The organism is Clostridium sp. UBA1056, from assembly GCA_002316385.1.
In the GTDB taxonomy this organism is placed as follows: domain Bacteria; phylum Bacillota; class Clostridia; order Clostridiales; family Clostridiaceae; genus Clostridium_J.
In genome coordinates, this window is the sequence record DCDL01000061.1 from 118,049 (window position 1) to 133,348 (window position 15,300).

Genomic DNA, 15,300 nt, shown 5'->3' on the forward strand with positions numbered 1-15,300 from the left:
ATTTATTTTCACGTGCCTAAGATAAGAAATTTGATAAAAATATAGGAATTGCTTTATTAGCAATTCCTATATTTTTATTATTTAGTTGGAGTGTTTTTATTTATTGAGTCTAAGGGTTTATCTTCAAAATTTAGAAGATCCGATTCCCCGTTATAGGTATAGTCAAATTCGGCATTAGAAATGTTGTTTGCAGCAATTGAGTCTACAACATGATTTGGAAGTAAGACATAATCTTCAAGAGAATATGATTTTACTGGCTCTGTATTAGCCTCTAAGAAATCTCTTTCATTAGGACCATAAGGTTTTGAGTTATTAGATTGTCTAGAATTATTTTTTGAACCCATATAAAATACCTCCTTAAAGTAAAGTGGTGGTCTATTTAAAATTTTACATTAAGTATATTGAAATATTCTAATATACTTAATGTATTTAGTTTGCTTCAATGAAGTAAACTAAATACTAGAAATTTGTGGAATAAAAACTTACTACGAGAATAATATTAAAATTGCAAAAAAGTAGGATAAAAATTTATAATATTGACATAATAAAATATTAGAATTATAATAGTTTTAATATTATATCGAAGAATTAATAATGAATTGATCGGTGAGGCGAAGTAAGTAATATTAAAAACAGATTTTCAGAGAGTGATAAGTGGTGAGATTATCGCAATTATGCTTAATATGAATGGGTCGCTGAGATGTTGGGTGAATTTTGAAGTAGTCTAACACGGATGCTCACGTTATAGAGCTAAGATATGTTTGTATCTGATAGAGATGAGATTTTATTATCTCAAGATAGGTGGTACCGCGTGATTTATGCCCTATGGATTTTCCATAGGGCTTTTGTTTTTATATGATTATTACTTACTTAGTATTTCGGCTCTATTAACTGAATGGATAATAATAAATACGCATCAGATAAGGATTCTACTAAAATACGGATTTTTAAAAAGTAAAAATATAAGAAATCTGTTAATAGTAAGTGTTTAATATTGAAAGGAGAATGAACATGGAAGATAAGAAAAAAGTTATGTTAAGTGGAGTTAAGCCTTCTGGTGATTTAACATTAGGAAATTACTTAGGAGCTATAAAAAATTGGGTTAAATTACAAGAGGAGTATGAGTGCTATTTCTTTATTGCAGATTTACATGCAATTACTGTAAGGCAGGTGCCAGCTGAGTTAAGAAAGAGAACTCTAGAAATATTAGCTACTTATATTGCAGCTGGAATAGACCCAGAGAAGAATACATTATTTATTCAATCTCATGTACCAGCTCATTCTGAAGCAGCATGGATTTTAACTTGTCATAGTTATATGGGTGAGTTAAGTAGGATGACTCAGTATAAGGATAAATCAAAAAATAGTGGAGAAAGTATAGGAGCAGGTTTATTTAATTATCCAGTAATTATGGCTGCAGATGTACTATTATATCAAACAGATTTAGTGCCTGTTGGAGTAGATCAGGTACAGCACCTAGAACTAGCAAGAGATATAGCAGAGAGATTTAATAGATTATATAGCCCAACTTTTGCAATACCAGAACCTTATGTAGGTAAAGCTGGAGCTAAAATAATGGACCTTCAAAATCCAAATAAAAAGATGTCTAAATCAGAGGAAAATCCTAATGGATATATTTTGATTTTAGATCCACCAGAAGTTATTAGAAGAAAAATTGCAAGAGCTGTAACTGATAGTGTTGGTGAAGTTAAGTACTGTGATGAGCAGCCAGGAGTTAAAAATCTTATGACTATTCTAAGTACCATTGAAGATATATCTATGGAAGAAATAGAAGAGAGATATAGAGGTCAGGGTTATGCTCAGTTTAAATTAGATGTAGCAGAAGTGATAGTTAAAGAATTAGAGCCAGTTCAAAAGAAAATTAAAGAACTCTTAGAGGACAAGAAAAGCCTTGAAGAAATTTATAAAGCAGGAGCACAAAAGGCAAGTTATATAGCTACTAAAACACTAAGAAAGATGCAAAAGAAAGTAGGATTAGTTCAATATTAAGTTTAATAAAAGTGCCTAGTATAAGCTTAGTTTAATAAGTTTATATTAGGCACTTTTAAAATTCTCTATTTAGATTCTATATCACTTGCCACTTCAGCATTTATATGTAAAATATCAAGAATTTGTCTTGCTCTTTCCTTTGTGGAACCTGTAATTGGTGTATAGGAAACAGCTTCAGTTTCAAGGAATGAAAGAATTGCACTATCTACTGCTTTTGCAACTTCTTCATCTTGCCATCTTACACCATCTTTTGAATATCCAAATTCTCTTCCTACATAGAATATATGGTCATAGTTTTGGATATCTTTTATAGCAAGACCATATAAATCTTTTAAAATTTCAATTTCTTTTACACTGCGAGTTTTATTACCTAGCATAAAGCGAGCATAAATGTAAGGAACAAAGGTAGCATAATCAGTAATTGCATAGTCAAAGGAAGATAGCTCAGATTCTAGCTTAAATTGACCAAGATAAATTCCATATTGCTCTGAAATTGTCTCTATCATACCTTTTTCTCTTAAGTAATCAGTGCTGTATTCTGAGGCACAGCCTACATTTAATCCAGCAATTTTCATATCTACATAAAGTTGTTGCATAAGAGTGGTTTTACCACAACGTGGTCCACCTAAAATAGCTACTCTAATAGTCATAATCACAGCCTCCATATTCTAATAGGCTTTAATTATATCAAGGTGTGAAAGATTTTTCAATGAAATACGAACAAAAAAAGTTATTCTAATATAAATATACACAATCTGTTAGGAAAATACAGGTAGAATTAAAAAATCGTAATAATTTCTTAATGAATTTATAAGGATTTTAAATTATAATATATCTATGGTATACTTATTAAGCAATTTGATTTATAATAAATTATTAATTTATTTTTATAATAGCATTGAGGTGATTAAGTGGATAGAAAAATCTATGTTGTATTGACACAAACAGGAACTTGTTTTTCAAGGGCTATAAAATTATATACTAAGTATAATTATAATCATACATCTATAGGTCTAGATAAAGAATTAAAAGAGTTATATAGCTTTGGGAGAAGAAAAATATATTTGCCACTTCATGCTGGATTTGTTAGAGAACAAATTGATGGAGGAATATTTAAGCTATATAAAAGGACAACCTGCAGAGTTTACGAAGTAAATGTTACCGAAGAAGAGTATCATCAAGTTAAAGAGATTATAGATAGATTTGATAGTGAATATGATAGATATAAGTATAATTTTTTAGGAATTCTAGCTATAATGTTGCATATTCCATATCAAAGGAGATATCATTTCGTATGCTCACAGTTTGTAGCATATGTATTAAAGGAAGGTAAAATTGTGGACTTTGATAAACATGTATCCTTAGTGAAGCCAGAGGATTTTGATACTTTGGAAAAAGGACAAGTAGTTTATAGTGGGTTATTAAGCAATTACGTATACTAATATTATAAGTACATTTTATTGAAATTATATTTTTATTTAAATATTTACAGTAGTAGCAGTTAGATATTAAAAATCTTACTGCTATTATTTTTTATTTAAGATATATATTTGTTTTTAGGACTATTGGAAGGATATCCATTGAAATGAGAAATTTAAATTAGAGTTTTATAGAGTTGTGGTAATAAATATAAGATTTTATATATGAAGCAATTTTAATGAAGATAGAAGATATATATAAAATCATCAATAATATTTGTGTTTATATTAATAAATATGATATTATATAAATTGTGTTAAAAAGAGATACTATATAATTGAAGATAATTTTAAATTTAAATAAAGGAGTTAAGGTAATGAGTGATTATATAAAGGAGATAGAGAAAAGAAGAACCTTTGCTATAATTTCCCACCCAGATGCAGGTAAAACTACACTTACTGAAAAATTACTTTTATATGGGGGAGCAATAAGACTTGCAGGTTCTGTAAAGGCAAGAAAAACATCTAAACATGCTGTTTCTGACTGGATGGAAATAGAAAAGAAAAGAGGAATTTCCGTTACTTCTTCAGTAATGCAGTTTGGGTATGATGGATATTGTATAAATATATTAGATACTCCAGGACACCAAGACTTTAGTGAGGATACATATAGAACTCTTATGGCTGCAGACAGTGCAGTAATGGTAATTGATGGAGCAAAAGGTGTGGAGGAGCAGACTAGAAAACTATTTCATGTTTGTAGTATGAGAGATATTCCAATATTTACTTTTGTAAATAAGATGGATAGAGAAACAAGAGATCCTTTTGAACTTATGGAAGAAATAGAAAATGAGCTAGGTATAAAATCATATCCAATAAATTGGCCTATAGGTACAGGAATGCACTTTAAGGGAGTTTATGATAGAAATAATAAGCAGATTCAAATTTTTAAAGCCGGAGATCATGGACAGTTAGAAGTAAGCGAGACTGTTATAGATTTAGAAGATGAAGCTGCTGTTAGAGAAGCTATAACTGATAGTTTATATGAAAAGTTACTTGAGGATATAGAATTATTAGATATAGCTGGAGATGCATTTGATGAAGAAAAGGTGAGATTTGGAGATCTTACACCAGTATTCTTTGGAAGTGCATTAACTAACTTTGGTGTAGAACCGTTTTTAGAGAATTTCTTAAAGCTAACTACACCTCCATTAGAAAGAAATTCTGATATAGGAAAAATAGAAGCTATAGATGATAATTTCTCTGCCTTTGTATTTAAGATTCAAGCTAATATGAATAAGGCTCATAGAGATAGAATAGCCTTTATGAGAATATGTTCAGGTCAGTTTGAAAAAGGTATGGAAGTTTATCATGTTCAGGGTGGAAATAAGATAAAGCTAGCACAACCTCAACAGTTTTTAGCTCAGGATAGGGAAATTGTTGATAATGCATATGCAGGAGATATCATAGGAGTTTTTGATCCAGGAATATTTAGCATAGGAGATACCCTTTGTTCACCAAGCAAGAAACTTAAGTTTGAAGGGATTCCAACCTTCGCACCAGAACATTTTGCAAGAGTTAGAACTGTGGACACCATGAAGAGAAAGCAGTTTATAAAAGGTGTAACCCAGATAGCTCAAGAGGGAGCAATTCAGGTGTTTAAAGAGCTTCATATAGGAACAGAACAAATCATAGTAGGAGTTGTAGGAGTTCTTCAATTTGAAGTTTTAGAATTTAGATTAAAAAATGAATATAATGTGGATATTAAAATGGATATGCTTCCATATAGAAATATTAGATGGATTGAAGCTTTAGAGGGTAAAGTTGAAGATTTGAGTTTGACAAGTGACTCTAAAGTTGTTAAGGACTTTAAGGATAGAGACTTGCTTATATTCCAAAATGACTGGGGCATTAGTTGGGCTCTAGATCATAATAAGGGCTTAGTTTTATCTAACATAGGAAAAGGTGAATAATTAAAAGGATTCCTCAACTTTATTTTGAGGAATCCTTTTAAGTTTTATCTATTAAATTTATTTTTTATAGTTAAGTATTCTTCTATGTAGTCCATGGCAATAGTTAGAAGGGTTACTGCAATTATTAAATTGATTAAGTTTCCTCCTATAATAAAGAATAAACCAATTAAAATTATTAATAGTAAAAAGCTATTAAACCAACGAAGATACATCATATAAGTCAATCCTTTCTACTCCTAAGTAAAGTCATAAGTTATATCTTTTAACTATTCTATTAAAAAAATATAGGATTTTTAAATGTAAAAACCAAAGTTAGAATTATTTTGTGCAAAAAGTTTAATATTATTCTTCCATATTAAAAAATAAGGTTGAAATTCTCAGCGTTTCATGTATAATTTAATTGTATGGGTACTGAATTTTCTGTATCCATACAGTGTGATGAGCAATCATAAGGGGGATTTTATATGAAGGAAAAGATGTCTATAAAAACATCAGGAAGTAGTTCTAGCACCATTGGAATAGTTCAAATAGGATTGATGGCAGCACTGACATATATAGCAACTGCAGTTATAGCTATACCAGTAGGTGATAATGCAGTTCTACATTTAGGTGATACTGTGTTGTTCTTGAGTGCTATATTGCTAGGGAAAAAAAGAGGGGCAGTGGCAGCAGCTATAGGGATGACATTTTTTGATTTGTTCTCTCCATATTCTATTTGGGCACCATTTACCTTTGTTATAAAAGGTGTTATGGCGTATATAGCAGGAGCTATAGCTTATAGAAGTAACTTTGAAGGAGACAACTTTTGGAATAATTTATTTGCATTTATTGTAGCAGGTGTAGTTATGATTTCTGGATACTTCTTTGCTGGAGGTTGCTTAAATCACTTTGTATATGGAATCCCAACTCTTGGTCAAGGATTTATAGTAGCTATAAAAGATATACCAGCTAACATCCTGCAAGTAGTAGGAGGTATTGTTATAGGGTTACCGCTTTCAATGCCACTAAAGAAATATCTAGCAAAATATTTATAGATAAGTTAAGCATCACTGAAGTGGTGCTTTTATTTTTAAATTTTTTGAGTAAACTAAGTTTAAACATAGAATAAATATAATTAACTAAAAAACAAAAAAAATTTATCTGTTGACAAGAAATAAAACTAGTATTAATATATAGATATACCCCCTCTGGGGGGAGGGGAGGTGAAAGAATGAGCGAAGAAAGAAAAAAAGCCTTACAGTTATTAAAAACGGCAAGGGGACAAATAGATGGAATCATTAAAATGATAGAAGATGATAGGTACTGCATTGATATTTCTAATCAAATATTAGCTTCACAATCTTTATTAAAAAAAGCTAACTTAGGAATTTTAAAGGGGCATTTAAATCATTGTGTCAAGGATGCTGCAATAAATAACAATGTAGATGAAAAGATCGATGAAATAAATAGCATATTAGAGAAAATAATTACAAAATAAAGAAGGTGAAAATATGAGTAATAAATCATTTAAAATAGAAGGAATGACTTGCTCTGCTTGTGCTAACAGGGTTGAAAGAGCAGTTAAGAAGTTAGATGGTATTGAAAAAGCTAGTGTAAATTTTGCTACAGAAACTTTAACCGTAGACTTCGATAATGAAAAATTAGGCTCAGAAAAAATTGAAGAAGCTGTTGTTAAAGCAGGTTACGGAGTGAAGAAAAATATAAAAACTTATGATTTTAAAATAGAAGGAATGACTTGTTCTGCCTGTGCTAACAGAATAGAAAGAGTAACTAAAAAGTTAGAAGGAGTAGAGAGTTCTACAGTAAATTTTGCTACAGAAAAACTTACCATAAAAGTTAATGAAGATGAGATATCCTATAGAGATATAAAGGCTGCAGTGGATAAGGTTGGATACAAATTAGTTAAGGAAGAAGATAAAATAGAAGATAAGCAAGGAAAGAAGAAAGACGAGGCTAGTAAATTACTTATAAGGTTTATAGCTTCACTTATCTTAACAGTTCCTCTGCTTATAATAACAATGGGACATATGGTAGGAATGCATATTCCAAATATAATAGACCCTATGGCAAATCCGTTGAACTTTGCATTAATTCAACTGATATTAACCTTACCAGTAATGATAGTTGGATATAAATTCTATAAAGTTGGACTTAAAAATCTTTTTAAATTAAGTCCTAATATGGATTCGTTAATATCTATAGGAACTTTAGCTGCATTCTTATACGGTATATTTGCTATATATAAGATAATGCAAGGCGATCATGAATATGCAATGCATTTATATTTTGAATCCGCCGCAGTTATATTAACCTTAATAACATTAGGAAAGTATTTAGAAGCAGTATCAAAAGGAAAGACTTCTCAAGCTATAAAAGCTTTAATGGGGCTAGCACCTAAAACAGCAACAATTATTAGAAATAATGAAGAGAAAGTAGTTCCTGTGGAAGAAGTTATAGTTGGAGATATAATACTAGTTAAACCAGGTGAGAAATTACCAGTTGATGGAGAGGTTATAGAAGGAAATACATCTATAGATGAATCAATGCTTACAGGAGAAAGTATTCCTGTTGAGAAAACAGTAGGAAGTAGTGTTATAGGAGCTAGTATTAATAAAACAGGATTTATTAAATATAAGGCCACTAAAGTTGGTAGAGATACTGCTCTTGCACAGATTGTTAAATTAGTAGAAGATGCACAAGGGTCGAAAGCACCAATCGCTAAGCTAGCAGACATTATATCTGCATACTTTGTACCTATAGTAATAGGGCTTGCTATAATTGCTTCAGTAGGTTGGCTAATAGCTGGGGAAACACCTATATTCTCTCTTACTATATTTATTGCAGTATTAGTTATTGCGTGTCCGTGTGCCTTAGGTCTTGCTACACCAACAGCTATTATGGTGGGAACAGGAAAAGGTGCTGAAAATGGAGTTTTAATTAAAGGGGGAGAAGCTTTAGAGACTACCTATAAATTAAAGACTATAGTATTTGATAAAACAGGGACTATAACAGAAGGAAAGCCAAGGGTTACTGATATTGTAACTAATAGAGAATCAGAAGATGAAATTCTTATCCTAGCGGCTAGTGCAGAAAAGGGTTCAGAGCACCCACTTGGAGAAGCAATTGTTAAAGGTGCAGAAGAAAAAGGATTGGACCTTAAAAATATTGATAAATTTGATGCCATACCTGGTCACGGTATAGAAGTAGAAATAGAGAATAAGGATATTCTTTTAGGAAATAAAAAGCTTATGGTAGAAAAAAATATTGACATTTCAAGTTTAGGTGAAACTTCTGATAGATTAGCATCTGAAGGTAAAACACCAATGTATATAGCGATAGATGGTGGATTAGCTGGAATTATTGCTGTAGCAGATACAGTTAAGCCAAGTAGTAAAAAGGCTATAGAAAGCCTACATGAAATGGGCATAAAAGTAGCCATGATAACTGGGGATAATAAGAGAACAGCAGATGCCATTGCAAAACAAGTTGGTATAGATATAGTATTATCTGAGGTTCTTCCAGAAGACAAAGCAAATGAAGTTAAAAAGCTTCAAGAAGGCGGTAATAGAGTAGGTATGGTTGGAGATGGAATTAATGATGCTCCTGCTCTTGTTCAAGCAGATATAGGAATAGCAATAGGATCTGGAACAGACGTAGCCATAGAATCAGCAGATATAGTTCTTATGAGAAGTGATTTAATGGATGTAATCTCAGCTATAAAGCTAAGTAAGGCAACTATTAAAAATATAAAGGAAAATTTATTCTGGGCTTTCGGATATAACGTATTAGGAATACCTGTTGCAATGGGATTACTACACATTTTCGGTGGACCATTATTAAATCCTATGATAGCTGCAGCGGCGATGAGTTTAAGTTCAGTGTCAGTTTTATTAAATGCATTAAGACTTAGAGGGTTTAAGGCTTAATACTAGATTTTTAATAAAAAATAAAGTTAGAGGTAATATATTATCAATTAAAAAATATATAAGCAGATAATCTAATAGTAATTTAGAATAAAAAGCTATAGATTATTTATTTATAAATATTAATAAATGTTTTAGGAGGAGAGATTTATGAAAAAGAAAATATTAATCGAAGGAATGAGCTGTAAAAACTGTGTAGCTCATGTAAAAAATGCTTTAGAAGAGTTAGCGGGAGTTTCGGAAGTAGAAGTTAATTTAGAAGGAAAATATGCAGTAGTAGAAACTACTGAAAGTGATGATGTGCTAAAAGATACTATAGAAGAAGAAGGATATGATGTAGTAGGAATAGAGTAAAAAGTAACATCAAATATATAACTGTAAAATAATAAAATGTCTTAAAGTTTATTAGATTTTAATTGAAATAAGCTTTAAGGCATTTTTTATCTTTGAAATTTTAACTATTTAAAAAGTTAAAATTTTAAATAGTTCTATAGGAAAAAAGTTGAAATTTTAAAATGTTACCTATACAAAAAATTAACTTTTTATATAGGTTCATAGGGGAATTATATATATTGCATAATTATTAATAGAAGGGTATGTGAAAGATATAGTATTAAATCATACAAATAAGTTAAATTAATATTATGTTTATAGCTTAGGTTCAAAGATTAAATATAGCTAATATAATGATTAAGGGTATTAAAAATATTCCTAGATTATGTGTATGAAATAATAATAATGTACTAATTATTCACATATAATTAAAACAACAGAAATATATAAGTTGAAAGGAAGTATTGATATAATATTCTGAATATTATATAATATAACTATTAAATTAATGTATTTTATTAAAAAGTTTGGGGGCGTTTAAGATGATTCAAGTATTTTGTAAAGAAAAAGGCTCTGGGAAAACAAAAGCATTAATGAATTTGGCTAATTCAAAGGTAGATAGTTCTAAAGGTAATCTAGTGTATATCGATGATGATACTAGAGGATTATTAAGAATTCATAAGAACATAAGATTTATATGTTCAAAAGACTTTAATATCCATAATTATAAAGATTTCTATGGATTTATATGTGGCATAATATCTAAGGATTACGATGTGGAAAGTATATTTATAGACGGTGTTTTAAGTGACATATGCAATAATGCAGATGATTTTAGCTCAATATTAAATAAGTTAGAATATTTATCAGAAAAATTTAAAGTTGACTTTTATGCCAACGTTAGTTGTGAAGAAAATAATATACCAGATACTATTAAAAAATATGTTGTTTAGAGAAAATTAGTATTTACTCTTGAAAAATGATAATAATAATAGTAATATGTATTTAAAATAAAATATAGTAAAGACGATGAAGAAAAGAAGTAATTAAATGAATTTTAAAGAGAGCTGATGGTTGGTGTAAATCAGTAAAGGAGTTTAATGAAATACATTTTAGAGTCTTAGGTTGAAGTAGTAGTAGACTGTTACGGGTTCCTAACGTTATTAAGGAAGAGAATAATTTAAAACACTTTAGAGAGTTTAAATTATAAATTTGGGTGGTACCACGGAAATTTTCGTCCCTAGTATATTTATACTAGGGACTTTTATTTTTCTTAATTCATTAAATAAATATTTATTTTAAGATTATAAGTTTTAAAAGAATGATATAGGATTACAAAGGAGTAAAGTTTTCTAGGTAATCTGTTTATACAAGAATAAAAGTTTATAGAAGGTTTATATAGCTAGCATAAACCATGTAAACTATATAAATAATATAATTAATTATATTATAAAAGTAGAAACTATAGCCAAGAGTTAAAGTAAAACAAAATTAAAAGATTATGGAGGAAATTATGGAAAATTACAATGTATATGACGTTCTTAAAGAACGTGAATTTTTAAAACAATTAACACATGAAGAGGAAATGAAAGAAATACTTGCAAAGGAAAAGGTAACCTTTTATATAGGATTTGATCCTACAGCAGATAGTCTTCATGTAGGACACTTTATAGCTATGATGTTTATGGCTCACATGCAAAGGGCAGGACATAGACCAATAGCTTTAGTTGGTGGGGGTACTGCTATGATAGGAGACCCATCAGGTAGAACAGATATGAGAAAAATGTTAACTAAGGAGGAAATTGATCACAATATATCTTGTATTAAAGGTCAACTTTCAAGACTAATAGATTTCAGCGATGGTAAAGCAATATTAGAAAATAATGCAGACTGGCTTTTAGATTTAAACTATGTAGACTTTATAAGAGATATAGGATCACATTTCTCAGTTAATAGAATGCTTACTGCTGAATGCTTTAAACAAAGACTAGAAAAGGGATTGTCATTCTTAGAATTTAACTACATGCTAATGCAAGGTTATGATTTTTACGTATTAAATAAAAAATACAATTGTACAATGGAGTTAGGTGGAGATGATCAGTGGTCAAACATCTTAGCTGGAATGGAGCTTATCAGAAGAAAAGAAGGTAAGTCAGCGTATGGAATGACTAACGCACTACTTACAAATAGTGAAGGAAACAAGATGGGTAAAACAGCTAATGGAGCAGTGTGGCTTGATCCTAATAAGACATCACCATTCGAATTCTACCAATACTGGAGAAATATTGATGATGCAGATGTAGAGAAATGTTTACGTCTATTAACATTTGTTCCTATGGATGAGGTAAGAAGACTTTCAGCTTTAGAAGGTTCAGAAATTAATGAAGCTAAAAAGGTTCTGGCTTATGAAGTTACAAAACTTATTCATGGAGAAGAAGAAGCGGCTGGAGCTAAAAAAGCAGCAGAAGCTCTATTTAGTGGCGGAGCAGACATGAGTAATGTACCTACAGTAGAAATTAGTGAAGATATGAAATCAGCTTCAATTCTTGATATCATAACACAAACAGGTATTGTTCCATCTAAAAAAGAAGGAAGAAGACTTATAGAGCAAGGTGGACTTACTATAAATGATATAAAGATAGAAGATGTCAATGAAACATTTAATGAAGGCTACCTAGAAAAGGATGGATATGCTCTAATAAAAAGAGGAAAGAAGAAATTCTATAAATTAGTGCTAGCTTAGTAGAAAAAAATCATGGGGCTTTCGCAAAATTAACTAATCTAAAAAGAATGTTGAGCATGCCCATATATTATTAAAGTGCAAGCTCAGCATTCTATATAAGCTTAGTAATATATTTTTGTGGAAGTCTCATTGTTTTTATAATATACTTCACTAAAATAAAAATGATACGAATAGTTTAATAGGGGGTGAAGTGTATGTCAAATGTATGGAAAATTAATATGGTACAAAACTATACAACTAAGGATGATTTTAACAAACTCACCTTTAAAAAAGGAGATTCATTCTCTGCTAGAATTTTAAGGTTAGAAGGAAGTACTAAAGATGTTATAATAAAGTTGTTAGATGGAAGGGTATTTCCAGCAAGAGTTGATGGCGAAATACTTCAGGAAAATTTAGATGACTATATGTTTAAATTTCAATTAGATGGGTTTGAAGATGGAAAATTTGTTCTTAAAGTATTAGAATCAAATGTTGTAGATAATTTAGGAAACATGGGAGACTTAGTTATTAAAGACCCTTTAATGGAAGAACTTCTTAAGAATTTAGATTTTCCAGTGGGAAAAGAAGACGTACCTATATTAAAAGCTATGCTTAAGAATAATATTGCAATTACAGAAGAAAATCTTTTAGAGATTAAAGGACTTAAGGAATTTATAAATCAAAGTAATAATTCTCCTAAGGAATTAAGTAAATTTATAGATAAATTTATAGAAGCTAAGGGGATACCTAATAATAGTCCAGAAGGGGAATATATAAAATCAACTCTAGGAAAAGTTATAAATGAAATTAAGAATTTAAATATAGATGATATATTTGTTATGAAATCATTAGACATAAAATTAAATGAGAATAATATTAAAGCTTTTTCTAAGGTTATATCTGATGAGTATAGTGTTTTTCCAGAGGTGAAGGAAGCTTCTAATGTTATTAAGGAGCAGATTTCTGGCAATAATAAAGATTCACAAGGTGAAAATATTGCTAACAGGAATTCCACTTTTCAGGAAGCAGATAAATCTCAATCTAAGATATCGGTAAAGGACAATATAGAAAGTAAAGAAGCTACCCTATCATTGGAAAATATGATAGGTAAAGACGAGAAAGCTGCTAAGGACATTATAGGTGAAAGAACAATAGGTATTGTTAGTGATGAAGATGAGATACAAGGAAATCCTACATCTCGAGGAGTTAATTCTACTAAACTCCTTAAAGAGCTTAAGTCAGATACCATGTTAGATATAAGCGTAACTGGTAATATGGTAAAGGATGAATTAAAGGAAAAGATATCACTTATAAAAACAAATTTAATGGAAATGATTAAACTATCACAGAAAGATCCTGCTACTTTTAATAATATAGTTCAAAATTTAGATACTAAATTTCAAGAGTTTAAAATGTTTAATACTATAAATAATAATTATTATTTTCTTAATATACCAATGGATATGAAAGATAAAGAATATGACTGTAAGCTTATTATTAAGGATGAAAGAGGAAAAGGTAAAAAGCTGGATACTGAAAATATAAAAATAGCAGCAAGTATAGCAACTGTAAATATGGATAAAATAGATGCCTACTTAACGGTTAATAAAAGTGCAGCGACTGTCGAGATAGAAAGTGAAGCTGCTTATGTGAAGATATTAGAAAAGTTTAAAGGTAATTTAATTAATGACTTAATTGATAGTAAGTATATGTTTAATATTTTTATTAAAGAAAAGAAACATGACTTTTCCTTTTCTAATTGTAGAAGTTTTTTTGAAGATGATGATTTTACTACAATCAATACTAGGGTATAGCTAGGAGTGTGCTTATATGGAATATAAAAAGAGAAAAAAGGCTGCAGCCTTAAAATATGAATATGGTCAAAATGCTCCAAAGGTTACTGCAGCTGGTATGGGAAATGTAGCTGATAAAATTCTTGAGGAAGCAGAAAAAAGTGACGTACCCATTGTATATAATGATGAATTAGCAGATATGTTGACTAAAGTTGATATAGATAGTGAAATTCCTTATGAGCTTTATGATGTAGTAGCAAAGGTTATAGCCTATGTTATGGAAATTGATAGTAAGTATAAATAAGTCTAATTAGTGAAAGGATTATGAAATAGATAGTAGGTGATTAAGTGGCATTATATGCAATTTCAGATCTTCATCTAGCCTCTACAGGAGAAAAACCAATGGATATATTTGGAGAGAAGTGGAGAAATCATGAGGAAAAGATAAAAGATAATTGGAATAGAATTGTGAAGGATGAAGATACAGTATTAGTAGCAGGTGATATTTCATGGTCTATGAATATGGAGACTGGAAGAGATGATTTACAGTTTATAAACAGACTTCCAGGAAGAAAAATATTTGTGAGAGGGAACCACGACTATTGGTGGTCAGGAATCACAAAGCTCAATTCTATGTTTGAAGGAATGGAGTTTATTCAAAATAATTTTTTTGTCTATGAGAATTATGCTGTATGTGGAAGTAGAGGATGGATTTTAAAGAATAATCCTAAATTTAATTCTCATGATAAAAAAATATATGATAGAGAGCTTATAAGATTAAAACTATCTTTGGATGAAGCTATAAAAAATGGCTATAAAAAAATAATATGTATGATCCATTATCCACCTATATTTCCAAACATGCAGGAAAATGAATTTTTAGAAATGTTTAAGGAGTATGGAGTGGAAAAGGTAATCTACGGACATCTTCATGGTGGAGGACTTTTAAATGTTTTTGAAGGAGAAAAAGATGGAGTTGAGTATATTTTAACCTCCTGTGATTATATAGATTTTACTCCTATAAAGATTTTAGATTAATAAAAACTTCAATAAAAGTCATATAAAATATCATAAAAAATACCATTATATGATATAATTAAATACGATTAATAGAATTGGTTAGTAAAG

At 29.8% G+C, this 15,300-nt stretch carries 15 protein-coding genes and 2 other annotated features; of the genes, 12 read left to right on the forward strand and 3 right to left on the reverse strand.

Annotated elements, in window-relative coordinates:
• Nucleotides 1-77: 77 nt before the first annotated feature.
• Nucleotides 78-344, reverse strand: a complete 267-nt coding sequence (locus B3W71_RS17670; RefSeq protein WP_346890258.1) for a hypothetical protein — start codon at nucleotides 342-344, stop codon at nucleotides 78-80.
• Between the two features lie 253 nt (nucleotides 345-597).
• Nucleotides 598-829: a binding site (T-box leader), on the forward strand.
• A 182-nt stretch (nucleotides 830-1,011) separates the two neighbouring features.
• Here B3W71_RS17670 and trpS point away from each other — a divergent pair.
• Nucleotides 1,012-2,010 carry a tryptophan--tRNA ligase gene (gene trpS, locus B3W71_RS17675; RefSeq protein ID WP_346890259.1) on the forward strand — a complete coding sequence of 333 codons (999 nt, stop codon included), beginning with the start codon at nucleotides 1,012-1,014 and terminating at the stop codon, nucleotides 2,008-2,010.
• Nucleotides 2,011-2,075: 65 nt separating this feature from the next.
• On the opposite strand, the gene B3W71_RS17680 is transcribed toward trpS, so the two are convergent.
• Nucleotides 2,076-2,660 carry an ATP-binding protein gene (locus B3W71_RS17680; RefSeq protein WP_346890260.1) on the reverse strand — a complete coding sequence of 195 codons (585 nt, stop codon included), beginning with the start codon at nucleotides 2,658-2,660 and terminating at the stop codon, nucleotides 2,076-2,078.
• Nucleotides 2,661-2,921: 261 nt separating this feature from the next.
• On the opposite strand from B3W71_RS17680, the gene B3W71_RS17685 reads away from it, so the two are divergent.
• Both B3W71_RS17685 and B3W71_RS17690 read left to right on the forward strand, forming a co-directional pair.
• Nucleotides 2,922-3,452: a hypothetical protein gene (locus B3W71_RS17685; RefSeq protein ID WP_346890261.1), complete on the forward strand. Its 531-nt coding sequence runs from the start codon at nucleotides 2,922-2,924 to the stop codon at nucleotides 3,450-3,452.
• A 353-nt stretch (nucleotides 3,453-3,805) separates the two neighbouring features.
• A complete protein-coding gene (locus B3W71_RS17690) occupies nucleotides 3,806-5,401 on the forward strand; it encodes a peptide chain release factor 3 (protein ID WP_346890262.1) in 1,596 nt (531 codons plus the stop codon).
• 44 nt (nucleotides 5,402-5,445) lie between these two features.
• On the opposite strand, the gene B3W71_RS17695 is transcribed toward B3W71_RS17690, so the two are convergent.
• Nucleotides 5,446-5,625 (reverse strand): hypothetical protein, encoded by a 180-nt coding sequence (locus B3W71_RS17695; protein ID WP_346890339.1) that lies wholly within the window; start codon nucleotides 5,623-5,625, stop codon nucleotides 5,446-5,448.
• Nucleotides 5,626-5,865: 240 nt separating this feature from the next.
• Here B3W71_RS17695 and B3W71_RS17700 point away from each other — a divergent pair, with 240 nt between their 5' ends.
• The 9 genes from B3W71_RS17700 (at nucleotide 5,866) to B3W71_RS17740 (ending at nucleotide 15,210) form a co-directional block, all read left to right on the forward strand.
• Entirely contained in the window at nucleotides 5,866-6,435 is a 570-nt protein-coding gene (locus tag B3W71_RS17700) for an ECF transporter S component (RefSeq protein WP_346890263.1), read from the forward strand.
• A 176-nt stretch (nucleotides 6,436-6,611) separates the two neighbouring features.
• Nucleotides 6,612-6,878: a metal-sensing transcriptional repressor gene (locus tag B3W71_RS17705; protein ID WP_346890264.1), complete on the forward strand. Its 267-nt coding sequence runs from the start codon at nucleotides 6,612-6,614 to the stop codon at nucleotides 6,876-6,878.
• 13 nt (nucleotides 6,879-6,891) lie between these two features.
• Nucleotides 6,892-9,327 (forward strand): heavy metal translocating P-type ATPase, encoded by a 2,436-nt coding sequence (locus B3W71_RS17710; protein ID WP_346890265.1) that lies wholly within the window; start codon nucleotides 6,892-6,894, stop codon nucleotides 9,325-9,327.
• A gap of 147 nt (nucleotides 9,328-9,474) precedes the next feature.
• On the forward strand, nucleotides 9,475-9,678 hold the full coding sequence (locus B3W71_RS17715) for a heavy-metal-associated domain-containing protein (RefSeq protein WP_346890266.1): 204 nt from the start codon (nucleotides 9,475-9,477) through the stop codon (nucleotides 9,676-9,678).
• A 521-nt stretch (nucleotides 9,679-10,199) separates the two neighbouring features.
• Complete coding sequence (locus tag B3W71_RS17720) at nucleotides 10,200-10,610, forward strand: hypothetical protein (protein ID WP_346890267.1); 411 nt, start codon at nucleotides 10,200-10,202, stop codon at nucleotides 10,608-10,610.
• A gap of 67 nt (nucleotides 10,611-10,677) precedes the next feature.
• Nucleotides 10,678-10,902, forward strand: a binding site (T-box leader).
• Between the two features lie 268 nt (nucleotides 10,903-11,170).
• The gene (tyrS, locus tag B3W71_RS17725) at nucleotides 11,171-12,400 is read left to right on the forward strand and encodes a tyrosine--tRNA ligase (RefSeq protein WP_346890268.1); all 1,230 of its coding nucleotides are present in this window, start codon (nucleotides 11,171-11,173) and stop codon (nucleotides 12,398-12,400) included.
• Nucleotides 12,401-12,594: 194 nt separating this feature from the next.
• The gene (locus B3W71_RS17730; RefSeq protein ID WP_346890269.1) at nucleotides 12,595-14,193 is read left to right on the forward strand and encodes a hypothetical protein; all 1,599 of its coding nucleotides are present in this window, start codon (nucleotides 12,595-12,597) and stop codon (nucleotides 14,191-14,193) included.
• Between the two features lie 16 nt (nucleotides 14,194-14,209).
• Nucleotides 14,210-14,476, forward strand: coding sequence for an EscU/YscU/HrcU family type III secretion system export apparatus switch protein (locus tag B3W71_RS17735; protein WP_346890270.1), 267 nt, complete (start codon nucleotides 14,210-14,212; stop codon nucleotides 14,474-14,476).
• Between the two features lie 44 nt (nucleotides 14,477-14,520).
• Nucleotides 14,521-15,210 (forward strand): metallophosphoesterase, encoded by a 690-nt coding sequence (locus B3W71_RS17740; RefSeq protein ID WP_346890271.1) that lies wholly within the window; start codon nucleotides 14,521-14,523, stop codon nucleotides 15,208-15,210.
• Nucleotides 15,211-15,300 lie beyond the last annotated feature (90 nt).